The sequence below is a fragment of the Streptomyces sp. NBC_00223 genome (assembly GCF_036199905.1).
In the GTDB taxonomy this organism is placed as follows: Bacteria; Actinomycetota; Actinomycetes; order Streptomycetales; family Streptomycetaceae; genus Actinacidiphila.
Window position 1 is genome coordinate 5,772,602 of record NZ_CP108109.1, and the last position, 25,524, is coordinate 5,798,125.

General features: G+C 71.6%; 20 protein-coding genes. 14 read left to right on the forward strand and 6 right to left on the reverse strand.

Going from position 1 to position 25,524, the window contains the following annotated elements; translation table 11 throughout:
- Positions 1-18 precede the first annotated feature (18 nt).
- Positions 19-861 carry a PhzF family phenazine biosynthesis protein gene (locus OHA30_RS24700; RefSeq protein ID WP_328916060.1) on the forward strand — a complete coding sequence of 281 codons (843 nt, stop codon included), beginning with the start codon at positions 19-21 and terminating at the stop codon, positions 859-861.
- Between the two features lie 24 nt (positions 862-885).
- Here OHA30_RS24700 and OHA30_RS24705 read toward each other — a convergent pair whose 3' ends face one another.
- Positions 886-1,929 carry a DUF3626 domain-containing protein gene (locus OHA30_RS24705; RefSeq protein WP_328916061.1) on the reverse strand — a complete coding sequence of 348 codons (1,044 nt, stop codon included), beginning with the start codon at positions 1,927-1,929 and terminating at the stop codon, positions 886-888.
- A gap of 234 nt (positions 1,930-2,163) precedes the next feature.
- Here OHA30_RS24705 and OHA30_RS24710 point away from each other — a divergent pair, with 234 nt between their 5' ends.
- Complete coding sequence (locus tag OHA30_RS24710; RefSeq protein ID WP_328916062.1) at positions 2,164-3,294, forward strand: endo-1,4-beta-xylanase; 1,131 nt, start codon at positions 2,164-2,166, stop codon at positions 3,292-3,294.
- Between the two features lie 54 nt (positions 3,295-3,348).
- Here OHA30_RS24710 and OHA30_RS24715 read toward each other — a convergent pair whose 3' ends face one another.
- Both OHA30_RS24715 and OHA30_RS24720 read right to left on the reverse strand, forming a co-directional pair.
- Positions 3,349-5,787 carry a helix-turn-helix transcriptional regulator gene (locus OHA30_RS24715; RefSeq protein ID WP_328916063.1) on the reverse strand — a complete coding sequence of 813 codons (2,439 nt, stop codon included), beginning with the start codon at positions 5,785-5,787 and terminating at the stop codon, positions 3,349-3,351.
- Between the two features lie 125 nt (positions 5,788-5,912).
- Positions 5,913-7,826 carry a M1 family aminopeptidase gene (locus OHA30_RS24720; protein WP_328916064.1) on the reverse strand — a complete coding sequence of 638 codons (1,914 nt, stop codon included), beginning with the start codon at positions 7,824-7,826 and terminating at the stop codon, positions 5,913-5,915.
- A gap of 662 nt (positions 7,827-8,488) precedes the next feature.
- On the opposite strand from OHA30_RS24720, the gene OHA30_RS24725 reads away from it, so the two are divergent.
- From OHA30_RS24725 to OHA30_RS24740, 4 genes are all read left to right on the forward strand, one after another.
- Entirely contained in the window at positions 8,489-8,926 is a 438-nt protein-coding gene (locus OHA30_RS24725; RefSeq protein ID WP_328916065.1) for a MarR family winged helix-turn-helix transcriptional regulator, read from the forward strand.
- 105 nt (positions 8,927-9,031) lie between these two features.
- The gene (locus OHA30_RS24730; RefSeq protein ID WP_328916066.1) at positions 9,032-9,601 is read left to right on the forward strand and encodes an isochorismatase family protein; all 570 of its coding nucleotides are present in this window, start codon (positions 9,032-9,034) and stop codon (positions 9,599-9,601) included.
- A gap of 363 nt (positions 9,602-9,964) precedes the next feature.
- Positions 9,965-10,732 carry a carbohydrate-binding domain-containing protein gene (locus OHA30_RS24735; RefSeq protein WP_328916067.1) on the forward strand — a complete coding sequence of 256 codons (768 nt, stop codon included), beginning with the start codon at positions 9,965-9,967 and terminating at the stop codon, positions 10,730-10,732.
- A gap of 198 nt (positions 10,733-10,930) precedes the next feature.
- Entirely contained in the window at positions 10,931-14,374 is a 3,444-nt protein-coding gene (locus tag OHA30_RS24740) for a glycoside hydrolase family 3 C-terminal domain-containing protein (protein WP_328916068.1), read from the forward strand.
- Between the two features lie 84 nt (positions 14,375-14,458).
- Here the strand turns inward: OHA30_RS24740 and OHA30_RS24745 are convergent, their stop codons facing one another.
- Positions 14,459-15,385, reverse strand: coding sequence for a ScbA/BarX family gamma-butyrolactone biosynthesis protein (locus OHA30_RS24745; RefSeq protein WP_328916069.1), 927 nt, complete (start codon positions 15,383-15,385; stop codon positions 14,459-14,461).
- A gap of 247 nt (positions 15,386-15,632) precedes the next feature.
- On the opposite strand from OHA30_RS24745, the gene OHA30_RS24750 reads away from it, so the two are divergent.
- Both OHA30_RS24750 and OHA30_RS24755 read left to right on the forward strand, forming a co-directional pair.
- Entirely contained in the window at positions 15,633-16,256 is a 624-nt protein-coding gene (locus OHA30_RS24750) for a ScbR family autoregulator-binding transcription factor (RefSeq protein WP_328916070.1), read from the forward strand.
- A gap of 76 nt (positions 16,257-16,332) precedes the next feature.
- Positions 16,333-17,307 (forward strand): NAD-dependent epimerase/dehydratase family protein, encoded by a 975-nt coding sequence (locus OHA30_RS24755; protein ID WP_328916071.1) that lies wholly within the window; start codon positions 16,333-16,335, stop codon positions 17,305-17,307.
- Between the two features lie 69 nt (positions 17,308-17,376).
- Here the strand turns inward: OHA30_RS24755 and OHA30_RS24760 are convergent, their stop codons facing one another.
- Positions 17,377-17,994, reverse strand: a complete 618-nt coding sequence (locus OHA30_RS24760) for a TetR family transcriptional regulator (RefSeq protein WP_328916072.1) — start codon at positions 17,992-17,994, stop codon at positions 17,377-17,379.
- A gap of 702 nt (positions 17,995-18,696) precedes the next feature.
- On the opposite strand from OHA30_RS24760, the gene OHA30_RS24765 reads away from it, so the two are divergent.
- A complete protein-coding gene (locus tag OHA30_RS24765) occupies positions 18,697-19,563 on the forward strand; it encodes a helix-turn-helix transcriptional regulator (RefSeq protein ID WP_328916073.1) in 867 nt (288 codons plus the stop codon).
- 69 nt (positions 19,564-19,632) lie between these two features.
- Here the strand turns inward: OHA30_RS24765 and OHA30_RS24770 are convergent, their stop codons facing one another.
- The gene (locus tag OHA30_RS24770) at positions 19,633-20,055 is read right to left on the reverse strand and encodes a MarR family winged helix-turn-helix transcriptional regulator (protein WP_328916074.1); all 423 of its coding nucleotides are present in this window, start codon (positions 20,053-20,055) and stop codon (positions 19,633-19,635) included.
- Between the two features lie 218 nt (positions 20,056-20,273).
- Here OHA30_RS24770 and OHA30_RS24775 point away from each other — a divergent pair, with 218 nt between their 5' ends.
- The 5 genes from OHA30_RS24775 (at position 20,274) to OHA30_RS24795 (ending at position 25,517) form a co-directional block, all read left to right on the forward strand.
- The gene (locus tag OHA30_RS24775) at positions 20,274-21,719 is read left to right on the forward strand and encodes an MFS transporter (RefSeq protein ID WP_328916075.1); all 1,446 of its coding nucleotides are present in this window, start codon (positions 20,274-20,276) and stop codon (positions 21,717-21,719) included.
- Positions 21,720-21,942: 223 nt separating this feature from the next.
- Entirely contained in the window at positions 21,943-22,800 is an 858-nt protein-coding gene (locus tag OHA30_RS24780; RefSeq protein WP_328916076.1) for an MBL fold metallo-hydrolase, read from the forward strand.
- A gap of 189 nt (positions 22,801-22,989) precedes the next feature.
- Positions 22,990-23,637, forward strand: coding sequence for an AAA family ATPase (locus OHA30_RS24785; RefSeq protein WP_328916077.1), 648 nt, complete (start codon positions 22,990-22,992; stop codon positions 23,635-23,637).
- 165 nt (positions 23,638-23,802) lie between these two features.
- Positions 23,803-24,597, forward strand: a complete 795-nt coding sequence (locus OHA30_RS24790; protein WP_328916078.1) for an AAA family ATPase — start codon at positions 23,803-23,805, stop codon at positions 24,595-24,597.
- A gap of 167 nt (positions 24,598-24,764) precedes the next feature.
- Positions 24,765-25,517 (forward strand): HAD family hydrolase, encoded by a 753-nt coding sequence (locus tag OHA30_RS24795; protein ID WP_328916079.1) that lies wholly within the window; start codon positions 24,765-24,767, stop codon positions 25,515-25,517.
- The last annotated feature ends 7 nt before the right edge of the window (positions 25,518-25,524 follow it).

Sequence of the window (25,524 nt, forward strand, 5' to 3'; positions counted from 1 at the left end):
CGGCGCTAGGTTGGTCGGATGGTGAGCGAAGTACTGCGTTATGTCGCGTTCAGCACCGATCCGGAAGGCGGCAATCCGGCGGGCGTGGTGCTCGACGCCACAGGCGCCGACGAAACCGTGATGTCGGCCACAGCGGCCGAAGTGGGCTACTCCGAAACGGCGTTCGCGGCGCCGCGGGCCGACGGCGATCTGGACCTGCGGTATTTCAGCCCGCGGGCCGAGGTGCCCTTCTGCGGCCACGCGACCATTGCGACGGCGGTCGCGTACGCCGAGCGGCACGGCGTGGGCGAGCTGACCTTCCACACCCAGGCCGGCCCGGTCGCGGTGTCGACCAGCGCGGCCGAGGACGGCTCTGTGACGGCCACGCTGGTGAGCGTGCCGCCCCGCTCGGTGCCGCTCGCGGACGCCGACCTGGCGGAACTCCTCGCCGCGCTGCGCTGGTCGGCCGACGATCTGGACCCGGCGCTGCCCCCGAGGGCCGCCTACGCCGGGGCCTGGCACCCGGTGATCGCCGCCGCGAGCCGGGCCCGGCTCGCCGACCTGGACTACGGCATGGACGCGCTGGCCGACCTCATGCGGCGGCGCGACTGGACCACGATCGACCTGGTGTGGCGGGAGTCGGCGTCGGTCTTCCACGTCCGCAACCCCTTCCCGCCCGGCGGCGTCGTGGAGGACCCCGCCACGGGCGCGGCCGCCGCGGCACTGGGCGGCTACCTGCGCGAACTCGGCATGGTCTCGCCGCCCGCGACGGTCACCGTACGCCAGGGCGACGACATGGGCCGTCCGAGCGTCATCACGGTGACGATCCCGGCCGGGGCGGACAGCGGCATCGCGGTCACCGGGACGGCCGTACCGCTCTGAGACCAGCCGGGGACGTGCACGGCGTCACGCGGAGACCGGGTCCGGCGGAGCCCCGTAACGGGCCACGCAGTGCCACACCCGCTTGAGCGCCTGCTCGTAGTGGCGCCCGGTACGGGCCGCGTCGCCGATCACCCGCGGGTCGAGGTGCCCGTCGACTGCGATCTCCGCTCCCAACGCGACGAACTCCGGCCCCCGGTACTCCGGATGGCGCCGCAACTCCTCCACGGACAGCCGGAATCCGGGATGCCACTCCACCGGGCAGCCGAGGCGCCGGGCGTCGGCCTCCACCTCCGTACCGCGATAGCCGGGGTCGAGGACCAGGGCCTCCACATGGTGGCGGTCGACGGCGACCGGCCCGTGCACCTGCGCCTCGATGTAGTCGTCGAGGGCGTCCTTGCCGTCGGCCAGGGCGAGTTCGATCAGGGACATCGCGGCCGCGACGCCGAAGTCCGACGGCTCGAAGAAGCTGTCGGGGTAGCAGAAGGTGGCCCGGGGAAGTACGGCGGCGGTCAGCCGGAAGTGCGCGGAGCCGAAGCGCGGCGCGCCACCGGTCGGCCTGCCCCGGAAGTTCAGCGCGCCGTACACCGGTCGGGCGTGGGCGGGCGCGTCGTCGTAGGCACCGGCGAAGATCCGGCTCTCCCACGCCCAGCGGTCGCCGCCGGGGTGGGCGGTGAGCCCGCCGTTGCTCGTTCCCGTGACGAACTGCGAGTGGTACGTGCCGTCCTCGGCCAGCGCGCGCAGGACCGTCCTGCCGCCCGCCGTACGGTCCGGGTGGAAGTTCAGCGTCACCCGCAGCCGAGGGTCGAGCGGGCCGCCGGCCGACAGGCTCCCGACATGCCGCAGCGCCCGGTCGGCGTACGGGGACGGCGAGGCGTACGGGGACCGCGAGGCGTACGGCGAGGTGTACGGCACCTGCTCGGCGTGGGGTGACCGGGCGGCGGACGGCGTCAGGTGCGGCACCTGCTCGGCCCGTACCGGCCTTTTGGCGTACGGCAGTTGATCAGCGTGCGGTGGCCGCCCGGCGCGCGGTGCCCGCTGCGGGTACGCCTCCTGCCCCTCACCGCTCATCCCCGCAGTCTGCCGTCCGTACCCACCGCGGGTCGCGGGGATTTCGGCGCCCGGCCGCGGTCGGCGAGCGCCCGTCACCGAGCGTGCGTCAGGGCGTCGCAAGTCCCCGAATCGGCTTCTGTGCGCGAAGTGTTGACCTCTCGCAGAGCAGGGCCTAGGTTTCCCGCAACTTGCGGATGGTGTCTCGAAAGTTTCGAAACGATCCCTCCGCTCCCCCCACTGAAGGGACAGTTCATGATCAAGGTGACTCGCGCCGCCACCGTGGGCGCGGCGGCCACAGCGCTGATCGTCTCCGCCTTCGTCGTGCCGTCCGCGATCGCCGGTACGCCGCACGGGAGCGGCCACGCGGGGCACGGGAACGCCCTGCCCGGCGCCGCTCCGCACGGGAAGGCGAAGCCGGGCAGCCAGAGCCTGGGCGCGCTCGCCAAGAAGGCCGGCATCCGGTTCGGGACCGCGGTGAACTCCGACGCGCTCGCCGCCGAGCCCGCCTACACGGCCAAGGTCGCCGACGAGTTCAGCTCGGTGACGCCCGAGAACGTGATGAAGTGGGACACGATCGAGCCTTCCCAAGGCACCTTCAAGTTCACCCAGGCCGACGCCCTGGTGAAGTTCGCCAAGGCGCACGGACAGCTCGTCCGCGGCCACAACCTGGTCTGGCACAGCCAGTTGCCCTCCTGGGTCAGCGACGGCAACTACAGCTCGGCCCAGTTGAAGGACATCCTGCACAAGCACATCAACGCCGAGGTCTCGCACTTCAAGGGCCAGATCTGGCAGTGGGACGTGGTGAACGAGGCGTTCAACGACGACGGGACGCTGCGCGACGACATCTGGCTGCAGAAGCTCGGCCCGGACTACATCGCCGACGCCTTCCGCTGGGCCCACGAGGCCGACCCCAAGGCGAAGCTGTACATCAACGACTACAACATCGAGGGCGTCAACGCGAAGAGCACCGCCCTCTACAACCTGGTCGCCAAGCTGCGCAAGCAGGGCGTGCCGATCCAGGGCGTGGGCATCCAGGGCCACTTGGACGTGCAGTACCCGGCGCCGCACGACATCGCCGACAACATGGCCAGGTTCGACAAGCTGGGCGTCGAGACGGCGATCACCGAGGCCGACGTCCGCATCCCGCTGCCCGCCGACAACACCGAGGTCGAGGCGCAGAACGAGGCGTACCAGGTGCTGCTGGAAGGGTGCCTGCTCACCGCGCACTGCACCGACTTCACGGTGTGGGGCTTCACCGACAAGTACTCGTGGGTACCGGGCGTCTTCACGGGCGAGGGACAGGCGAACATCTTCGACGAGAACTACCAGCCCAAGACCGCGTACACCGCGCTCAGCCAGGACCTGAAGCTGGCCGGTCGCTGATTGTACGCCTGCTGACCGTACGGGCTCCTTGGCCCGGTCGTACGGTCCCGGTGGTCAGTCCGGGGCGCGGGACAGGATCAGGCGGGTCAGGGAGACCCGGGAACGCACGCCGAGTTTGCGGTAGGCGCGGGTGAGAGCGGCCTCCACCGTCTTGACGCTCACGGTCAGGGTGGAGGCCGTCTCCTGGTTGGTGGCGCCCTGCGCGACCAGGAGGGCGACCCGGCGTTCGGTGGTGCTGAGCGCGGCCAGATCCGTACCCGCGGGGACGGGCGCGTTCACCTCCAGCCGGTCCAACTCGGCCGTGGCCAGGGCGAGCCACGGCCGCGCGCCGATCCTTGTGAAGAGCCGGGCCGCCTGGGCGAGCGCCGTACGGGCCGCCCGGTGGTCGCCGCGCCGGGCGTGCACCCGGCCGAGTGCCAGCCGGGTCCGGCCCTCCTCCAGCCGGTACGGCAGCTCCGTCAGCCGTTCCACCGCGCGGGCGAGCCGGTGCGCGGCCGCCTCCGGGTCGCCGCGCTCCTCGGTGACCAGGGCCGACGCGCGTTCCAGTACGGCCAGGACCCCGCGCCTGCCCAGCCGTACGGCCTGCGCCCGGGTCTCCGCGAGGAGTTCGGCTGCCTCCGCCGGACGGCCCGCCGCCACCAGCGCCTCGGCGAGGTCGGCCTGCCAGCGCCGCATCGCCGGATCGCCCTGGCCCTGGCCGAGTTCGAGCAGCCGCACCCGTTGCAGCGCGTGCAGCGCCGCCGCCGACTCCCCGCGCAGCAGCCGGACATGGCCCTCGGCGTGCAGCGCGCGCGGCAGGAAGAGCAGATCGTTGTCGTCCTCGCTGTGCCGGGTGGCCCGCTCGGCCGCCGTCAGCGCCCGGTCCGCACTGCCGCCGGCCGCCTCCGCGAGCGCGACCGCGTACCAGGCCGGGCCCTGGCTCAGCCCAGCCTGCTCGGTGACCCGCAGGCTCTGGTGGGCCAGTTCGAGCGCCCGTTCGCACCGCCCTCGGTGGATCTCGACCTGCGCGAGCCCGGACAGACACTGGCACAGGCTCTCGGCCGAGCCCCGGTGGCGCACGGTGTGGACCAGCGCGCGCAGTTCGGTACGGGCGTCGTCCAGCCGGTCGTGCAGAAGGTGACGGCGGTGCTTGAGGAAGACCGGGCCGTTGTGGTCGAACAGCACGCGCGGGTCCTGCGGGGCGGCCAGGGCCCGTACGAGGGTGCGTTCGGCCTCGGTACGGCCCAGGTAGAACTCCAGCGCGGCCTGTTGGGTGAGCGCGAGCAGTTCGGTACGGCGGTCGGCGGCGCGGTGGGCCAGGACGGCCGAACGGGTCGCGTGCGTATGGGCCTTGGGGGCCGAACCCTCGACGATCCAGGCGCGCCAGGCCATCCGCAGATGCAGCCGGGCCAGGGACGCCGGGTCGTCCCTGGCGTCTTCGAGCGCCTGCGGGAAGACGTCGGCGATCTCGGCCAGCGCCTGGCCGCAGGAGTCGACCACGACGAGCCAGGCGCGGACGCGGTCCGCCGGGCGGGCGGCGGGGTCGCGGAGGAGGGCGTGGGCGAGGGTTCTGGCCAGGGCGTAGTCGCCGGATTCGACGGCGGCTTCGGCGGGGGTCGCTGCGCTGGCGGGTGGGGGGAGGGTGAGTGTCCGTACGGGGTGGCTGCGGCCGGTTGCTTGCGACGTGGGTGGGTGCACGTCCGTGCGGGTTCGGCTTGCGCCGTTGGGCGTTGGCGTCGTCGCCGGGTGCACGTCCGTGCGCGGTCGGCTGCCGCCGAGGGTCGCTTCCGCCGTTTCCGGGTGCACGTCCGTGCGGGGTGGCCGCGCCTGGCGGCGCGGCGTGTTCCCGCCCGCACCACCCGTGACAGTTCGTTGTCCGCCTTCCGTTCCCCTGTGGGGACTTCCCGCCGTCGGCGGCTGCCGGTCCGTGCGGGGCGTTGGGCGGCTTTCCGTCTCCCTGTGGGGGCTTCCCGCCGTCGGCGGCTGCCCGTCCGCGGTTGAGGCTTCCGCCGTCGGCGGCGTGCGGTACGTGGTCAGAGTCGTGAGGGGGAGGTGGGAAGTTCGGCGCGTTGTGAAGGTGAGCGCCTCGGATGTGGGGGTGTCGAGCCATTGGGCGTCGTCCACCGCTATCAGGACCGGGCTGTGCGCGCACAAGGCTGTGAGGGTTTTGAGGACCGCGACCCGCAGGGCCAGTACCGCGTGGCCCGGCTGGGACGTTGGTGGGGCCCGGTGCAACGCCGCCCGGAGCAGCGTCCGTTCGTGCGGGGCGAGCGTGGCGAAGACCTCGTCCTCCACGCCCGACAGCAGGTCGAACAGCCCGCACAGCGGCAGGAGTTGATCTGCCTCCGCCGGGGCGCAGCGCAGTACCCGCCAGCCGTCGCGGGACCGTTCCGCGGCCAGCTCGGCCAGGAACGTGGAGCGGCCGGCCCCCGGCTCGCCCATGAGCTGCACGCTCGTACCCGAGAGCAACGCGTCCCGGGCCGTGGCGAGGAGCGCTTCGCGGTCGACACCCACGAGCCGATCGTGAACCTGACAACCCATCGGGGTCAACACCGCCCGCTTCCGGACCGCGTGCGTGGGGGAGCCCCGCCCGGGTCCGTGGGGACGTTCCCCGGGCGGGGCCGTACCAGGGGGAGCCGTCAGCCGTCGATGCGGTGCTGGCTCCAGAAGGACGTCAGATCGGTCGACGTCGCCGCCTGCGCCGCCGCCTTGAACTCCGCGGTGGTGGAGACGCCGTACCAGTGCGCCTGCGCGTAGGTCCGCAGCAGCGTGGTCATCGCGCTGTCGCCGATGAGCCGACGCAGGTCGTGCAGCGCGCACTTGCCGTAGCCGTAGACCACGGTGGAGTAGCGCGAGGAGTGCGCGTCCCAGTACGCCATGGAGTTGGTGATCTTCTCGGCGGAGGACGCCCAGGAGACGCTGTTCCAGCAGTTCGAACCGGTCTTGTTCTGGGCGAGATCGGTCGCGTAGTCGGTGAACGCCTCGTCCAGCCAGGGGCTGTTGTACTCGTCGTCGCCCACGATCCCGTACCACCACTGGTGGCCGAACTCATGGGTGAGCGCGGTGGAGTCGACCAGGTCGAGGACGAAGCCGGGGTACTCCATGCCGCCGAACCAGAAGTTGTTGTCGAGCACGGCGTCCGCCTCGCCGTACGGGTAGGCGCCGAAGCGCTGCGCGTGGGCGTCCAGCGCGGATTCCGAAGTGGTCAGCATCGACTGGGAGTTGGCCGAGCTGATCCCGCTGACCGCGTACACATTCACCTTCACGCCGCCGGGCGAGGTGCCCGAGACCTTGCTGAACGGCCCGGCCGCCCACGCGAAGTCCCGTACCTTGCCCGCCGTGGCCGTGGTCACCGTACGGCCCGAGGTGCCCGGGGTGTCCACGGAGGTGCCGGTCGCGGGCACCAGCAGGCTCGACGGGTGGTCCAGGGTCACCTGGAAGTCCGCGGCCAGCGAGTAGAAGGACTCGCCGTTGTTCGTGTACGGGTCCAGGTGCCAGCCGGCCGCGTCCCGGATCGCCAGCAGCGGCAGTGCGTTGCCGATGAAGTTGAACTGCCCGTCGCGCCCGAACCGGTCGGCGCCGCTGGGCACCACGATCTTGAGGTCGAACCCGACCGTGCCGCTCTGCCCCTGCTGGAGCGGTGTGGGCAGCGTGATGTCCAGCGCCGTGCAGCCGACGGAGAGCGCGGACGGGGTGCCGCCGCTGACGTTGGTGACAGTGATCGGCGTGCTCGGGCAGCTGCCGTGGTAGTTGTCCCACAGCCGCAGATACACGTCGCCGAGCGGGGCCGCGGAGGCGTTGGTGAAGGTCACGCTCTCGTGCCCGTTCCACGTCGCGCCCGTCGCGTCGCTGGTCAGCGAGACGGTGTAGCCGGGCGAGGCGGGCGTACGGGTCGCGTCCGAGGCCGGGGGAGTGGTCGGCGGCGTGGTGGGGGGAGTCGTGGGCGGCGTGGTGGGCGGCGTCGTCGTACCGTCCCCCGAGGTGTTCAGGGCCACGTCGTCGATGACGAAGCTCGTCTGGAGCCCCGCGTCCTCCGTCGCGCCGAAGGACAGGCTCGCGCTCTGCCCGATGAACGACGAGACGTCCAAGGTCCGTTGGACGTATCCGGTCGCCGCGTCCAGGTTCGAGTACGTGGCCAGCGTCGTACTGCCGAGCTTCGCCGTCAGCTTGTCGTACGCCGTGGAGGCCGTCGTCTCGGCGGTGTCGATGTGCAGCCATACGGTGAGCGTGGCCGCCGTGCACCCGGCCGGTACGGTCACGGTCTGCGCGAGGGTGTCGGTGTGTGTCGTGCCGTATCCGTCCAGCCAGGCGAACCTGCTGCCCGAGTGCGCGCTCTGCCCGCCGCCGCTGGTGATCACCCCGCTGGACGCCGTCCAGGGCGAACTTCCGCTCTCGAAGCCGCCGTTGCCCACGGCCTGGGCGGGGGTGCAGCCGGCCGCCCGGACCTGGTCCGGGGCCGAGCTCTCGGCCTGTGCCGCGCCCGCGACGGCCGCCGTGACGATCAGCCCGGCCACGCCGGCGCCGGCGATCAGGGAGAGAAGTCTGTTTCTCATCGGAACCTCTCGGAGGTCGGGGCCCGCTCGGTCACCGGGGTGTGGCGACGAGCGGTCGCCGGGCCGTACGTCCCGGACGCGACAGGAGTCTGCGGCGTGCGGGGCACGGGGGTAAGAGTCGGCGGCCGGGCGTAGGGGAATCCCTACGGTCACTCCGGTCACCGGGGTCGGCTGTTTCGCTCACACGGGAGTGTGCGGTGGGAGTGCTCGGGGGCGGCAGGGGGAGTGCCCCCGGTCCGGGCGCGGCTTGGGCGTGGGGGCGCGTGGCGCGAGCGCGGTCCGGGCGTGGTCCGGACGTGGAGCGGCCGGGTCGAGGACCACGGGGGAGGTCACCCGACCCGGCCGGTCGGTGGGGGCCCCGCCGCTGCGGGCCCACGGGTTGGACGTGCTTCATCGTGGAGGGTGCACAGCGGGTTCGTCAACAGAAGTGAACAAGCCAGTGGCACCCATTCATCCTGGCTGAAACGGCGCGGAACGCGCGGAGGGGTCGCGGGAAGTTCTGCGGACCTCCTCAACGCCCTTTTGCGGCAGGCGAGTTCAGGAGAAGGGTCGCCTCCCGCTGGTGGGCGCGGCCCTTGCGGGACCGGAGCCGGAGCCGGGTGCCGTCCGCTGGGCGGCGGGTCGGGATATATTAAGGCAGCCTTATCAGATAGCCTTAGCAAATGAGCGAAGATCCCGACCCGGACGACGTCGCCCAACTGCTGCTGGAGGGCATCAGGCAGCTGGTCCGACGTGTGCGGCAGACGCAGGGCGAGGGCGGGCTGACCATGCCCGAGAGCTCGGCGCTGGCGCGGCTGGACCGGTCGGGGCCGACCACGTCGAGCGCGCTGGCGAAGCTTGAGCAGATCAGCCCGCAGTCGATGGGGGCGACGTTCGCCGCGCTGGAGGCACGCGGCCTGGTGGCGCGGCAACCCGATCCCCAGGACGGCAGACGGGTGGTCCTGTCGGTCACCGACGCGGGCCGCGAGGTGCTGCGGACCAGGCGGAACGCCCGGGTGGAGAAGCTGGCCGAGGCGCTGGCCGACGGCTTCACGCCCGAGGAGCTGGGCCGGCTGGCGGCGGCCGCACCGCTGATCGAGCGGCTGGCCCGGAGCGTCTGACCCTCACGGGCTCCCGAAGTTCCCGCGGGTGTCCCGGCTTTCATGACTTTCACGTTCCCGATGTTCCGATGTTTCCGACGTTCCAGAGAATGAGGCACCCACACCATGACCCTGTCCACGATCGACCCGAAGCCCGCGCTCGTCGTCATCGACCTGCAGAAGGGGCTGCGCGGCTACCCGACCGTGCACCCCTTCGACGGTGTCGTAGCGCAGGCGGCGAGCCTGGCCCGGGCGTTCCGCGAGCACGGGCTGCCCGTTGTGCTCGTCAACGTCACGGGCGGGGCCCCCGGCCGTACGGAGGCCGGCAGGGCCCGGCCCGCCGGGCAGACCCCGCCGGCGGACTTCGCCGACCTCGTCGACGAACTGGACACCCAGGCCGACGACATCCTGGTGACCAAGCAGCGCTGGGGTGCCTTCCACGGCACGCCGCTGGACGAGCGGCTGCGCGAACTCGGCGTCACCCAGGTGGTGCTGGCCGGGGTCTCGACCAGCGTCGGCGTCGAGACCACCGCCCGCGCGGCGTACGAGCACGGCTACCACGTCGTGCTGGCCACGGACGCGATGACCGACACGGACGCCGACGCGCACGCCAACAGCGTCGACCGGATCTTCCCGAAGCTCGGCGAGACCACCACGACCCGGGAACTCCTCGACGCTCTCGTCAAGTCCCGCTGACCCGGGGCCGGTTCGGGCCGCGCGTCGCCGACGGGCGGCCCGTGGGCCGTCGAGGCGGCCGGCGGTACGGTCCCGCCGGCCGCGACCCCGGCCGACCCCGCCCGCCTGACCGCTCCGGGGGTCGGCGGGTGAGGGGCGGGAAGTTAACCGATTAACTTGAGTGGGTGCGGGTGTGTGGTGGAGGTGAGTCGTGTGGAAACCGTTGACCACTGAACCGGATCAGTGCTTCCATCGACGCACGGCAGCGGTGGGGAATCCGGGCAGGGGCCAGGCGACAGTCTTGCGACAACGTTGTCATGCCCCTGCCCGGATTCTGCCGCGCCGTGTTCCGGTTCCTCCCCCCACGCGAAGGGAACCCGCAGCATGAAACGTCTGCTCATGTTCGCGATGTCCGCACTGCTCGCCTTCATCGGTGCCGCCCTGGTGCACGCCCCGACGGCCAGCGCGGCGAACGCGCCGAACGGCTACCCGTACTGTGCGAACGGCAGCGCCAGTGACCCCGACGGGGACGGCTGGGGCTGGGAGAACAACCAGTCCTGCGTCGTACGCGGCGGCCGCGCGGACACCGGCTCCAGTACGGGTGGCTCCAACTCCGGTGGCACGACCGGTGGTTCGGGCGGCACCACGGCATGTCCCTCCGGCGCGACCTGCGGCTCGTACACCGTCAGCGGCCTCGGCTCCCGCAAGCAGCAGGTGCGCAACGCGGGCGGCAACTCGCTCGACCTCGCCGTCGCCATGCTGGAGACCGACACCATGAACAGCAACTACGCCTACGGCGACAACAAGACCGGCGACGCCGCCAACTTCGGCATCTTCAAGCAGAACTGGATGATGCTGCGGGCCGCGTGCAGCCAGTTCTCCGGTCAGAGCGCGAGCCAGTGGAACAACGGCGCCGCCCTCAACAGCAACCTCAGCTCGGACGTCAACTGCCTCCACCAGAGCCAGAACCACTACGGCATCAACACCTGGTTCGCCGGTCACCGCAACGGCTCCTCGGGCCTGAGCAACCCGAACACGACCGACATCAACAACTACAAGAACGCCGTCTACTGGATTCAGACCCAGATCAACAACAACTCCGCCAACCTCACGAACGACACCCGCTTCTGGGTGCAGGTCCCGGCGATCTGACGCCACGTCATCTCGACCGAAGGTGGCCCCGCCGTCCGCCGCGCGGGGCCACCCGTACCCGCGGATCAGCCGTGACCGATGTGTGCGGGTGGTTGACGGTCGGGAGGGGCGGGCGGAGACTGCCAGACGCTGTTCGCAGAAGATCCTCCGCGTCTCCTCGGTCCCGCCCGCATCCGCACCCCCATGGGAGAACCCCGTATGCGCATGGCCCGCCTCGCGGTCGCCGCGGCCGCAGCCGCCGCTCTGGCCGTACCCCTGGCAGTTCCGGCAGCCGCCGGAATCGTTTCCGGAAGTCCCGGCGGCGACGGCGGCGGCTCCGCCGCCCGGCCCTGGCTCAACACCCGACTGCCGCTGGAGAAACGGGTCGACCTGCTGCTCAAGCAGCTGACCAACCCCGAGAAGGCGTCGCTCATGACGTCGGTGGACCGGCCCAGCGGCTCGCACGCCACCGGCTGGATACCCGGGATCGACCGGCTCGGCGTACCGGGGCTGGCCTTCACCGACGGACCCGGCGGCGTACGGGACGGCGAGCCCGCCACCGCACTGCCCTCGCCGGTCTCGCTGGCCGCGTCCTTCGACACCGAACTCGCCCGCCGCTACGGCACGGTGCTGGGCACCGAGGCCAGGTCCCGCGGCTACCAGGTCGTCTACGGCCCCATGGTGAACATCGTGCGCACCCCGCTGGGCGGCCGCGACTTCGAGACGCTCGGCGAGGACCCGGCGCTGGCCGGGGAGATCGGCGCCTCGGAGATCAGGGGCATCCAGGCCCAGGGAGTCGCCGCGCAGGTCAAGCACTACGCGGGCAACAACCAGGAGAACGCCCGGATGACGTCCAGTTCGGACATCGACGAGCGGACCCTGCACGAGATCTATCTGCCCGCCTTCGAGGCCGCGGTCAAGGACGCCGGCGTGTGGTCCGTGATGTGCGCGTACAACAAGGTCAACGGCACCTACGCGTGCGAGAACGCGCAGATCCTGCGGGACGTGCTCATCGACACCTGGAAGTTCGACGGAGTGGTCGACACCGACTACCCCGCCAACCACAGCACGGTCGCCTCCGCGCTGGCGGGCCTCGACCAGGAGTTCAGCGGCACGACGTACTTCCAGCAACTCCCTGCCGCGGTCGCCGCCGGACAGGTCCCGCAGTCCGTACTGGACGACGCGGCCCGCCGTATCCTCCGACTGGAGTTCCGCACCGGCCAGTTCGACCCGAGGACCGCGCACACCGCCGACTACGGCAAGGACAGCGCCTTCGCCCGCGAGGCGGCCGAGGACGGCAGCGTCCTGCTCAAGAACGACAGGTCGCTGCTCCCGCTCGACACCAAGAAGCTGACCTCGGTCGCCGTCATCGGCCCCAACGCCGACACGGCCGTGACCGGCGGCGGGGGCAGCTCCGCCGTCACCCCGTACACGACGGTCGACCCGGTGGCGGGGCTCAGGGCCCGGCTGGGCGGCAAGGTCGCCGTCACCTCGGTCAAGGCCGGTCAGGGCAGCGGCTTCCCGGCGATCCCGGCCTCCGCGCTGAGCGGTCTCAAGGGCGAGTACTTCGCCAACAAGACGCTCTCCGGCACCCCCGCGCTCACCCGTGACGACCCGGACATCGACTTCGACTGGGTGCTCGGCTCCCCGGACCCGAGCATCCCCGTGGACGGCTTCTCGGCGCGCTGGACCGGTACGGTCACCGCCCCGGCCACGGCCGCCTACACCTTCTCCGCGACCAGTGACGACGGCAGCCGGATCTACCTCGACGACAAGCTGATCGTCGACAACTGGTCCGACCACGCCGCCTCGACGGTCAAGAGCACCCCGGTCCAGCTGACCGCAGGCCAACCGCACGCCCTGCGGGTGGAGTTCTACGACAACGCGCAGAACGCCTCGGTCAGCGTGGGCTGGACCGCCCCGGGCGTGCCCGACCCGAGCCTGACGGCGGCCGCCGAGGCCGCGGCCAAGGCCGATGTCGCGGTCGTCGTGGTGGGCGACTCGTCGAGCGAGGGCTCGGACCGTACGACGCTGGCGCTGCCGGGCAACGAGGACGCCCTGATCGGCGCGGTCGCCGCGGCCAACCCCCGGACCGTCGTCGTGGTCCGCGCGGGGGCCCCCGTGCTCATGCCGTGGCTCTCCCAGGTCCCCGCGGTGCTCGACATGTGGTACCCGGGCCAGGAGGACGGCAACGCGCTCGCCGCCCTGCTCACCGGGGACGCGGAACCGGGCGGCCGGCTGCCGGTCAGCTTCCCCGCGAGCGACACCCAGACCGCGACCGCGGCTGCCCCCGGCCGCTACCCGGCCGTGAACGGCGTCTACGACTACAGCGAGGGCCTGGACGTCGGCTACCGCTGGTACGACCAGGAGGGGCAGACCCCGCTGTTCCCCTTCGGCTACGGCCTGTCGTACACCACCTTCCGGCAGTCCCACCTCAAGGTGAGCCCGGAGCGGATCGACGCGACCACTCGCGGAAGCGCCAAGGTCACCGTGTCGGTCGACGTGACCAACACCGGCCGGCGCACCGGCACGGACGTGGTGCAGGTCTACCTCGGCCACCCGGCCGGCTCGGGCGAACCGCCCAAGGCGCTCAAGGCGTTCGCCAAGGTGGAGTTGGCCCCCGGCCGCACCAGGACCGTACGGCTCACCCTGACCCAGGACGACCTGCGGGTGTGGGACACCGACGCCCACGACTGGACGGTCCTCAAGGGCCGTTACCCCGTCTATGTCGGCCGGTCGGCCGCCGACACCGCGCTCGCCGGGTCGGTGACCGTGACGAAGACGGTCGGCGCGCAGTACGTCGCCCTGTCCGCCGCGGCGACCACGGACGCGGGCACGACCCAGACCGTGAAGACCACCTTCACCAACACCGGCGACCACACCGTCACCGGGCTGCGGCTCGGGCTGACCGTGCCCAAGGGCTGGACGGCGGCGCCCGCGCCGGGGAGCAGGACCACCGTCACGAGCGTCAAGGCGCACACGTCGGTCGGCGCGTCGTGGACCGTCAAGGCCCCCGCGTCCGCCCCGGCGGGCGACGCCACGCTGACCGCGCGGGCGGACTACGTCCTCGACGGGCGGCAGAGCCGTACCGCCGACGCGACGACCACCGTGCCGTACGCGACCACGGCGGCCGCGTACAACAACACGGGCATCAGCGCCGACAGCGACCCGTCCACCGGGAAGCTGGACCCGGGCGGCTACAGCCTGTCCGCGACGCAGCTCGCGGCGGTCGGCTACACCCCGGGCGCCACGGTGACCGCGAACGGGCTGCCGTACCTCTGGCCCGACACCCGGCCCGGCGACCCGGACAACATCGCGGCCGCAGGGCAGGTGATCCGCGTCCATGGGCAGGGCTCCCGGCTCGGGCTGCTGGGCACGGGCATCGGGGCCGCGCAGTCGGGGACCGTCACGGTGACGTACACCGACGGCACCACCGCGCGGCTCACGGTCGACCTGCCCGACTGGTACAGCAACAAGGCCAGCGGCAACGCCCAGTTGGCGGTCACCACCGCCAACTGGAACCGTCCGCCCGGTGACACGCTCGGCAACCACGCCGTCAGCCTCTACACCACCGGCGGCGCGCTCGACCCGACCAGGACGGTCGCCACGGTGACGCTGCCGGTCAACAGCGGGTTCCACGTGTTCGCGCTGTCCGTGGGCTGAGCGCCCGTACACCCCCAGGGGGCCGCCGCCGTTCCCGCCTCGCGCGGGAGCGGCGGCGGCCCTTCCGTGTCTTCCGGGGAGCGCTCAGGCGGCGGGGTTCACGACGGTCGCGGTCACGACGTCCGTGCCGAACTGCCCGGCGGCGACCCGGGTGACGTGGTGGGTCCGGTCGGTGTCCGGGTGGCGGGCCGCGGTGATCCAGGCGGGCGTGTCGAGTTCGGTGAAGCGGGCGAAGGCGCACTCGATACGGGTCGGGGCCGCGGCCGCGCCGGTGAAGGCGTGCGCGGCCTGCCGGGCGGCTTCGAGCAGCAGCATCCCGGGCACGTGGTCGACCGGGTGGTCGAAGAGCACCGGGTGGGCGGTGTCGCAGCGCAGCTGCCAGCGCCGGTGCACGGGGGTGGGGGCCAGCACCACGTCGTCGGGCCGGGCGCGGGCGACGAGTACGGGCGCGAGCGGCAGCGGGACCGGGAGCGCGCGCTCCAGCGCCGGGCCGAGATCGGCGTAGGGGCCGCGCAGCCGCCGGTAGACGGTGGGGGAGTGGCTGGTGAAGCGGGTGTGCGCGGTGGCCAGACGCTGTTCGGACCCGTCGAGTACGCGGACGGCCTCGGCGTGCAGGGCGGCGGAGCGCAGTACGCCGCCGGTGCGCCTGACGTCCCGGCAGACGATCCGCAGCCGCAGTACGGCCGGCCGGCCGTCGGCGGCCAGCGCCGCGGGGTGGGTGGTGAGGGACAGCCGGTCCCAGATCTGCCGGTGGTCGAGGGGGACGCCGTAGGCGGCGTGGGAGAGCAGCAGGATGCACTGGCGTACGGTCTCGGCGACCAGCAACGGGTCGTGCGCGCCACGGCGGTTGACGTAGTAGGCGTGCTCGGCGGGCCACCGGGCGGTCACGGTGAAGGTGTCCTCGCCGAGCGGGCACCAGCCGGTGAGAAGAATCTCACCCGGGGCGGCCTTGTGGGTGTGCCCGGCCGCGACGGGGAGGGCGGCGGGAAGGTCAGGAGCGAAGAGAGCCATATGAGTGTCTCCGTAAGACGTCGTGGGATGACGCGCAAGGGGACGTGCTCAGTGCGGTGGCGACCCGGGTGCTGCGACCTGGCCAGAACCCGGCCCTCATAAAATAGAGAGTGTTCGTTTTTTTTGTAAAGCGTCAAGACCGCGCCGTCGGCCGGTTCCGTGCGGTCCCTGGCGTGATGAGGCCGGATCAATAGAGTAGAGAGGGTTCTGTTTGGTTTTGGTTTCCGGGGAGAGTCGGAGAGGCTGGATGGCGCGGCGGCAGGAGCGTGCGATCAAGACGCGGGCGGCGATCGTTCGTGCGGCGGCTGAGGTGTTCGACGAGTGCGGGTTCGCGGGAGCCAGCATCAGCAAGATCATTCAGCGGGCGGGCACGACGATGGGCGCGATGTACTTCCACTTCCCGTCCAAGGAAGCCCTCGCCCAGGCCGTCATGGCGGACCAGGCGGCCGACATGATCTTCGAGCCCGGCCGCGACGGCCTCCAGCGGCTGGTGGAGATCTCGATGGACGTGGCCCACCAGCTGCGCACCGACGTTTTACTGCGAGCAGGGGTACGTCTCGCGGTGGAGCAGGGCGCCTTCGGCATGCAGGACGGCACGGCCTACCAGTGGTGGATCGACCGCTTCACCGAGCAGTTGACGGCCGCGCGCGAACAGGGCGACCTGCTGCCGCAGGTGGACGAGGCGGCCTGCGCCCGGATGCTGGTCGGCGCCTACAGCGGTACGCAGTTGCTCTCGCAGATCATGACCGGGCGGGAGGACCTGCCCGAACAGGTCGCCGCGCTCTGGCGGTTCGTACTGCCCGGAATAGCGGAACCCGAGGCGATCTCCCGCCTCGACCTGGAGACCGCGGGACCCAAGGCGACCACATGAGCGGGGGCCGGACCGTGACCGGCGTGAGCGAACGCCGGACGGGGACCGGGACGGCTACGCGCCCGGTGGTGGCGGAGTGAGCGCGCGTCCGGTGGTGCTGACGGGCGCGACCGGCTTCGTCGGCTCGGCGGTGCTGCGCGAGCTGACCGCCCGGCCGGAGCTGCGGGTACGGGTGGTGGGCCGTACCGAACCGCCCGCCCAACAGGGCGCCGCGCCCGTGGAGTTCGTACCCGCCGACCTGGCCGAGCCCGGTTCGCTGGCCGGGGTGTGCGCGGGCGCGGACGTCGTCGTGCACGCGGCCACGTACATCGGCCCTGACGAGGAGCGCTGCCGGACGGTCAATCAGCTCGGCAGCGCCCGGCTGGTCCGCGAGGCCGCCGAGGCGGGCGTCGGGCGGCTGGTGCTGCTCTCCACGGCGGCGGTCTACGGCGAGGGGCCGCACCGCGGTATCGAGGTGGACGAGGTGGCGCCCGCGCCCGTGTCGGCGGTCAGCCGCAGCCGGCTGGCGGCCGAGGGGGAGTTCCGCGCGGCGGGCGGCACCGTGCTGCGGCCGGGGCTGGTCCTCGGGCGCGGGGACCGGTGGGTAGTCCCGGCGCTGGCCGAGCTGGTCGCGCGGGTCCCCGCGCGCTGGGAGGGCGGCGCCGGGCTGCACTCGGTGGTGGCCGTCGACGACCTGGCCCGGCTGATCGCGGCCGTCGCCACCTCCGCCGAGCCGGTCGCCGGGGTGCACCACGCGAGCCACCCCGTACCGGTGAGCACCGGCGACCTGCTCGACGTGCTTGCGGCGCACGGGGTGCTCCCGCCCACGGAGGGGGACCTGCCCACGGAGGGGGACCTGCCGTGGGACCGGTGTCTGGAGCAACTGCGCGCCAATCCGGGCGTGGTGAGCGAGCGTCAGTTCTCGCTCCTGGCCCGCGACCACTGGTACCGCAGCGAGGACGTGTGGCGGGCCGCGCGGTGCGACCCGGGACCCTCCGCGCTGCGGCGGGTGGCGGAAGCGGCCGACTGGTACCGGGAGTTCGTCCACGGCCGCGCGGGCGACGACGACTGAGGCGCCGCGTCGGCCGCCTGGGCAACGGCAGTCGAGGGAGGGGGCCGTCGGCGCGGCGGCCCGACACCCCTACGGCGTGGTGCTGTACGGGTGGACGGTGTGACCCCCCGCGCTCACCGCCGGCATCAGCAGATTCCACACGTCGCTCAGCGGCGGACCGTTCGACCCCTCCACCTGGTGCGGGCAGTCCAGCAGTTCGAAAGCGGCGATGAGCGCGCCGACCATCGCCAGCACGACGTCGGGCGTGGCGTGCGGATGCAACTCCTTGTCCGCGTGCGCCTGGTGCAGCAGCCCGCGGACCCGGGGCATCCACAGGTCGCTCAGATCGGCCTTGGTCGGCCGGTTCTCCCGGCCGAGGCGCACGGCGGCCCGTACGGTGTCCTGTTCGCGCAACAGCCGGGACAGCGCGTGGGTGATGTTGACGACGGTCTGCAAGGGCGGTTCACCGCTCGCGTGGGCGTGCTCGACCGCGGCGCGCGCGGCCGTCGTGGCGTCCGCGTACACCGCGTCCGCCAGATCCACCTTGGCCGGGAAGTGAAAGGTCAGCGCCCCCATGGTGACCCCGGCCGCCTTGCTGATGCGGACGAGTGAGGTGCCCTGGTAGCCGTGGCAGGAGAACTCCGTGGCGGCCGCCTGCACAAGGCGGTGCCGGGTGCGCTCGGCTCGTTCCTGGCTCAGCGAAAGCACCTCCTCGCCACCGCGCGTATGCGGAAGAGGCGCCGAAGCGGCGGCCTCTCCCGCAGTGTCTCCGGGGTGTGGCGCAGATGTGACAAGACGCTCTGACCTTCCTGACCGGCGGGCATGGTGGGACCAGGAGCGGGAACCGGAACCCGCTCGACCCTATTAAACAAAGAGAGTGCTCGCTATTATTTAGCGCGATCCGATCGTTGTACACAGTTGAGCTGAGGCGTTTCGCCGACTCTCCGCACGCGCGGGCGCGCGGACGGGTGCGAAACGGCGCTCCGGCCGTGAACCGGCGGTTTCGGGCGGGCAGTTGCTCCGGGAGCCCCCGGAGGTGCGCGCCGGGTGCTGGCCCGGGAGCGTATCCGAGCCGACTCGCGCGTGCGCACCCGGGTGTTCACCGCCGGCGCTCAGGGGCGGCGGCCCAGGTACGCGGGCGGTGAACACCGCGTTAAAAACATAGTGATCACTCTCTATCGGGTTCAAAAAAAAGAGAACGCTCTCTATGCTGGCCGATGAGCAGCGCCCGGCAGGGCGGCGCTCGGCCGGCCGCGGAGGAGGAGCACCATGATGACTGGTACGGGAACTCCGGTGTCTGACGTCGCATTACCGTCGATCGACAAGAGCGGGGAGAGCCGCGTGGCCACAGGATCCCCCGCGCGAAGAGTGGTTTCGGGGGCCACGGAACGGCCCCCGAAGCCCGCCGACTTGAGGTTCGCCGAGCTGGGCAGCTTTCTGGCCGCCCGACGCGCCGAGGTCACCCCGCAGCAGGTCGGGCTGCCCGGCGGCGGCTCGCGCCGGCTGTCCGGGCTGCGCCGCGAGGAGGTGGCGATGCTCGCGGGTATCGGCGCCTCCTGGTACACGTGGATCGAGCAGGGCCGGGCGAAGAACGTCTCCCCGGAGATCCTCACCGCCATCGCCGGGGTGCTCGACCTCGACGACGCCCAGCGGCTGTACGTCATGCGGCTGGCCGGGTACGCGGCGCAGTGCGGGCCGAGTCTCCCGCTGGAGGACGACCTCCGGCTCGGTTCGCGGATCGTCGAGGACTATCTGCCCAACCCGGCCTACTTCCTGGACCGTTACTGGGACATCGCCGCGGCCAACAGCACCGCGGTACGGCTGCTCGGCCTCGGCGGGGCCCGGCCGAACTACCTCAGGGCGCTCTTCGGTCAGCCCGACGCCGCCGACCGCTTCCCGTACTGGCGCCAGGAGGCAGCCGACGCGGTGGCCCGATTCCGCGCGACCACCGGCGAGTTCCTGGAGGACCGCCGACTCCAGGCGCTGATCGGCGAGTTGCGGGATCTCAGCGCGGTCTTCGCCCAACTGTGGGACCAGCACCACGTCAGCGACGGGTCGAGCGTCGGCCAGGTGCTGTGTCACCCGGAGGTGGGGCGGCTGTCGCTGACCCGGGTCGCGCTGGACTTCGCACCGCGCTCCGGTATGCAACTGGTCCTGCTCAGCCCCCAGTCGGCGTGCGCGGCGGAGAAGCTCAGCCGCTGGGCCGCCGCGTCCGCGGAGTGTGCCCGCCCTCGGCGCACCGCCCGACCGGCCTGCCGTACCGCCCTGGTGAGCTGACACCGGTGTGCGGTGCCCGGCCCGGCCGCCCCGCCGTGCGTACGCCTCGCGTGGTGCGCACGTACGGGCTCATTCCGTGGCGCGGGCCAGCAGGTCGCGCAGCGCGAACTGCTCCTCCTGCGTGAGCTTCCCCAGCGGGGAGTCGATGGTGAGGTGTTTGACCAGCTCCTTGCGCACGGCGGCCCCCTGGGGGGTCAGATGCAGCAGCTTGGCCCGCCGGTCGGTGGGGTGCGGTCTGCGTTCGAGCAGACCGAGGGCTTCGAGCCGGTCGGCGACGAAGGTCGCGTTCGGTGCCTCGCAGGACATCTGCTTGGCCAGCTCGCCCAGGGTGCGGGGGCGGGGCAGCTCGCGCAGGGCGATCGCCTGAGCCGCCGTGAGGTCGAACTGGTCCGCGACGCGTCGCGTGTGCCGGTCGATCGCCTGCGACAGCGCGTTGACCAGTCCGCATACCTCGCCGTCTGCCAGCTTCGCCGGGGGGTTCGAGTGCGCCATACAGCCATGCTACTGCGCTGTCGACGGCAGGGGCCGTTCAGATTTGTATCAACTCATAATATTCGAACTCGTGCCTCTCTTGCATGCCGGTCCCAGTAGGCGCTAGCGTCGATTCCGATAGTTCGAGCTAGTAATATGTGAGCTAGTGGTGTGGGACCACGAGGCCGGGTTGCCGGGTCGGCCCCACCCCTCGTCGTCGTATCCGAAAGAGGACAGCCATGACATCGTCGGGTTCCGCACGCCATCCCGGCCTCACCCTGGCCGCACTGGCGTTAGCGCAGCTGATCATCGCCCTGGACTACAGCATCGTCTTCGTCGCGCTGCCCGACATCGGGCGTGACGTGGGCTTCTCCGACCAGCAGCTCCAGTGGGTGATCGGCGCCTACGCCGTCTCGTTCGGCGGATTCCTGCTGCTGGGCGGCCGGTTGTCCGACCTGCTCGGCCGCCGCCGGCTCTTCCTGTCCGGCCTCGCCCTGTACGCGGTCGCGTCGGTGGCCGGCGGTCTTGCGCAGAGCCCCGGGCTGCTGGTGGCGGCCCGCGCGGTCCAGGGCCTGGGCGGCGCGATCCTCGCCCCGGCGACACTGTCGCTGATCACGACGATGTTCGCCGAGGGACGCGAGCGCAACCGCGCGCTGAGCGTCTGGGGCGCGGCGGGCAGCAGCGGCATGGTGCTCGGCTCCCTGCTCGGCGGTGTGCTGACCCAGGCGTTCGGCTGGGCCGCGATCTTCTTCGTCAACGTGCCGCTCGCGGTCGGCGTCGGCCTGCTCGCGCTGCGCATGGTCCCGGCCGACCAGCCGACCGAGCGCCGCCGCGGGTTCGACCTGCCGGGCGCGGTCACCGTCACCGGCGGCGCGCTGCTGCTGGTCTTCGGCCTGGTCCAGGGCCCGGACTCGGGCTGGACCTCGGCGGAGACACTGCTCGCCTTCGCGGCCGCGGTGGTGCTGATCGGCCTGTTCGTCTTCGCCGAGTCGCGCAACCCCGACCCGCTGGTCCCGCTGCGTGTCTTCTCCTACCGCAGCCTGCGCTTCGGCAGCCTGGTCACCTTCATGTTCATGGCCACCTTCGGTTCGAGCGCCTACTTCCTCACCCTGGCGCTCCAGAAGGTCCGCGGCTGGGACGCGCTGTCCACCGGTCTGGCGTTCATCCTGCCCTGCTCCTGCGTGCTGATCGGCGTCATCATCGGCGGCAAGATGTCCACCGCCATAGGGGTGCGCGCCACCCTGGTCATCTCCCTGGTGGTGGGCTCCGCGGGCACCGTGCTGTTCGCCCTCTTCCTCAACAGCGACAACAGCTTCCTCCAGATGAGCCCCGGCATCATCGTCTTCAGCCTCGCCCAGGGCGTGGTCTTCACCGCGATGTACGCGGCCGCGACCGCGGGCGTCGACGCGGAGTTCCAGGGTCTGGCCTCCGGACTCGCCACCAGCGGCCAGCAGGTCGGCGCGGCGGTCGGCCTCGCAGTACTGGTCGCGGTGGTCAACTCGGCAGGCGGCTCCGGGAAGGTCAAGTTCTCGGACGGCCTCCAGGCGGCCACGTACACCTCGGCCGGGCTGATCCTGCTCACCATCGTGCTGGCGCTCGCGCTGCCCAAGCAGCCCAAGGCCCGGCTCGAATCGGTCCCCGCGGCGGAAGCGGTGCCGGTCCCGGCGGTCGGGTCCGACGCGTGACCCCCGGCTGACCGAACGACCCCGGCGCGGCCCGTGTTCCTCCCACGCGGGCCGCGCCGGTGCCTTCCCGTACGGGCGGGTGGGCGTGCCCGTACGACCCGCGCCCGACCGTACGACCCGGGCGTGACCCGGGGGCGCGCGTACGACCCGCGCCCGACCGTACGACCCGCGGTGGCGGCCGGACCGCCGCCGCGTACGCTCCACCGGACCTCGAAAGGACGTCATGCCGCCTGCCACGCGGTTCAACACCCCCGCCACCTCGCCGCGATCCCTGCGGCTCGGGGACCTCACCCTCACCGTGATCCCCGACGGAACCGTCCAGCTCGACCCGAACCTGTGGCTGCCCGGCTCCCCGCCCGAGCACTGGACCGGTGAGGGCGGCGCGCTGCTCGACAGTCAAGGCTTCCTCGCCACATCGGTGTCCGCCCTGCTCGTGGAGCACGGCGACCGGGCCCTGCTGATCGACGCCGGCTTCGGGCCGCAGCACATCCCCGCCGCCCGTACGATCCCGCCGATCGGCGATCTGACCGGGGGACGGCTGCTGACCTCGCTCAAGGAGGCCGGGCGCGAACCCTCCAGCATCGACACCGTCGCCTTCACCCATCTCCACGACGACCATGTCGGCTGGGCCTTCGGCGCGGGCCCGGACAAGGCCACCCCGTTCACCGGGGCGACCTTTGTGGCCTCCGGCGAGGAGTGGGCCGGCTGGACCCGGCCGCCCGGCTTCACCGTGCCCACCGTACGGGCGGCCACCGGCGAGGAGATCTTCCCCGGCGTCACCGCGTGGGTCACCCCGGGACACACCCACGGGCACACCTCCTATGTGCTCTCCTCGGGAGGTCAACGGCTCATCGCGTTCGGCGACGTCTTCCACAGCCCGGCCCAACTCGCCCACCCCGACTGGCCGGTGTCGGTCGACGCGCTGCCCGAGCAGGCCGTCGCCGCCCGGCGGCGGACGCTGGAGGAGCTGACCCGCCCGGACACCTGGGCCTTCGCCAACCACTTCGCGGACGTCCACTTCGGCCGCGTCACCGGGCAGGGGCCCGACGCCGTATGGGAACCGCTCGACACCACCCCATAACCTCGGCCCGTGTGGTTGAATATCGAACAGGAAATGGTCCGGCCCCGAAACCAGGGAGCCGGACTATTTCCTTTTCCCTCGCGGACATCCGCTTGGTGGTGACAGCAATAGTATTCCCGGCGATGGGGCCGCCGACGGCGGTGACAGCGGAGTCTGGGGAAATACGGCAGAGTCTGTGATGCTTTCCCCATGAGTCAGAACATCGCCATCGTCGGCGCCTACGGATCAGGGAAGACCGTCCTTTCCAGGGCGCTCTCCGAATTGACCGGCCTTCCGTACACGCAGGGAACGGCCATGCGCAATCCGATCGGAGGCGAGGACAAGCCCATCTGGGACTGGACTGCGGGCGAACTGCTCCAGTTGACCGTCAAGCGCTACGCCGAGCGGGTCCTCAACGAGGCCGCCCACCCGGACGGATTCATCTCCGACGGCTCCATCATCCACGAGTGGATATTCGCCAAGCTGCGGCTGGTGACGGGGCCGAATCCGGCCACCGACCAGTCCGTCGACAGTCGTTTCCGCAGCGAGGCCACGCTGGTCGCCGAAGACGTCGCGGACAACATCGGCCGGCTCGCGAAACACCACGCGAAGAACACGTACAGCGCTTTCTACTACGTGCCGATCGAGTTCGACCTGGCCGAGAACAACCGGCCGATCAACGAGAACTTCCGCAAGCTCTCCGACGAAGTGCTGATCCCGGCACTCGAGGAAACCGGAGTGCCCTTCCACACCGTGATCGGGACGCCGGAAGAGCGGCTGGAAAAGATCCTGGCGATTTCCGGACTGCCGGCCGTCACCGACGTCGACAAGGCTGTCGCGGCGGCGTTCAAGGGCTGAGCGGCGCACCGGGCCGGCGCCATCCCGCCGACCGCGCGAGGCCGGCCGCGCGAGGCCGACCGCACGTACGAGCCGAGCACCGAAGACGCTGATCGGCTGCACCGAAGCACGCCAAGAGGCACGACCACAGACGGCGGAGCGCCGCCGCACAGAAGGGTGAGGTCCATGCAACTGGAAGTTCCCAAGTTCAGTGACAAGCCCGACCTGAAGCTGGCCATACTCGGCACGTACTCGTCGGGGAAGTCGACCACGACCGAGTCCCTCTCGATCGCGACGGGCATCCCCCGGACGCACGCGAAGACCTCCCGTGAGCTGCTCATCGACCTCGTCCCCGGCAAGACGGTCATGGAGCTCAACGCGATGGAACTGGTCAAGCTCGGTCTGCGCCGCTTCGAGGAGCGCGTCCACAACGAGTCCGGCAGCGGCGCCTTCATCTCCGACGGCGGCGTGTTCCACGAGTGGGTCTACTTCGAGGCCCGGATGCGGGTCGGCATCAACCCCGGTATGCCGTGGTGGTTCCAGCAGGTCAAGAAGGCCATGGGCCTGCCGGTCAAGCACTTCTACCAGCGCTACACCGACACCCTGGGCGAGATCACCCGCAGCCGCGCGGCCCGGACGTACGACACCTATGTGCATCTGCCGGTCGAGTTCGACATGGACCGGGACGGACACCGCCCGGTCTCCGAGGAGTTCCGCCGGCTGTCGGACGAGCTGATCATCGGGGCGCTGGAGGACATGAAGGTCCCCTACCGCGTCGTCGGCGGCTCCGTCCCCGACCGGATCGAGCAGATCGTCAAGATCTTCGACCTGCCGCTGGTCGTCCCCATCCCCGAGGCCATCGCCGAGGCGGAGCGGCGGGTCAAGGCCGACATCGAGGACCTTCAGAGCAACCTCGCCTATCACGAGGCCCGGCGCAAGAAGTCCTTCAGCAAGCGGCTGGCCTACGCGCTGCGCTACTGACCGGGCGGGCACGGCGGGTTGCCCAGGGCGCGTACGCCTGGGCAACCGGCCGCTGTTCGTAGGGCCCGCTCGTACGGCCGCTGTTCGTACGGCCCGCTCGTGCGCCCGCTGTTCGTACAGCCCCGCACCGCCGCCCGCATCCCCGTATCCGCCCGGGAGGTATCCGGATGAACCGCACCCGTGTGGCGTTCTTCGACGTGGACGGCACCCTGACCACCTCGGCGAGCATGTTCCGCTTTCTGCGCTACTACCTCGCCGCCACCGGCCGGCCGCCGCGCGAGTACGAGGAACAGCGGCAGCTGCTCAAGGCGATGACGGCCCTGGGCTGCTCCCGCGAGACCACCAACCGCGCGTACTACGCCCAACTCGCCGGAGCCCCCGCCGGGTTGGTGGCCGCGCTGGCCGGCCAGTGGTTCGCCGCGGAGCTGAGCACCCGCGGCTTCTATCACGAGCCCGCGCTGGCCGCGCTGCGCCGGCACCGGGCCGACGGCGACCACACCGTACTGGTGTCCGGGTCCTTCCCGGCCCCGCTGCATCTGATCGCCGCCGACCTGGGCGTGGACGAGGTGTGGTGCTCCGAACCGGAGGTCACGCACGGCCGCTACACCGGTCGGCTCACCGGCCCCCCGATGATCGGCGACGCGAAGGCCGACGCCGTACGCGGTGTCGCCGCGGAGCGCGGGGCCGCCCTCGACAGTTGCGTCTCCTACGGCGACCACATCTCCGATCTGCCCATGCTCAAGACGACCGGCTCGGCCGTGGTGGTCGGCGGGGACGCCACCCTGCGCGCCATGGCGCGGATGCACGGCTGGCGACAACTGCCCGGCGTGCTGCCGCCCCCGCCCGCACTGCCCCTGCCGCACCGGGGTCGTCCCAGCTCGTTCCGATCTGTCCCCGACGAGGTCCCGGAGAGCGCATGACCGCCTG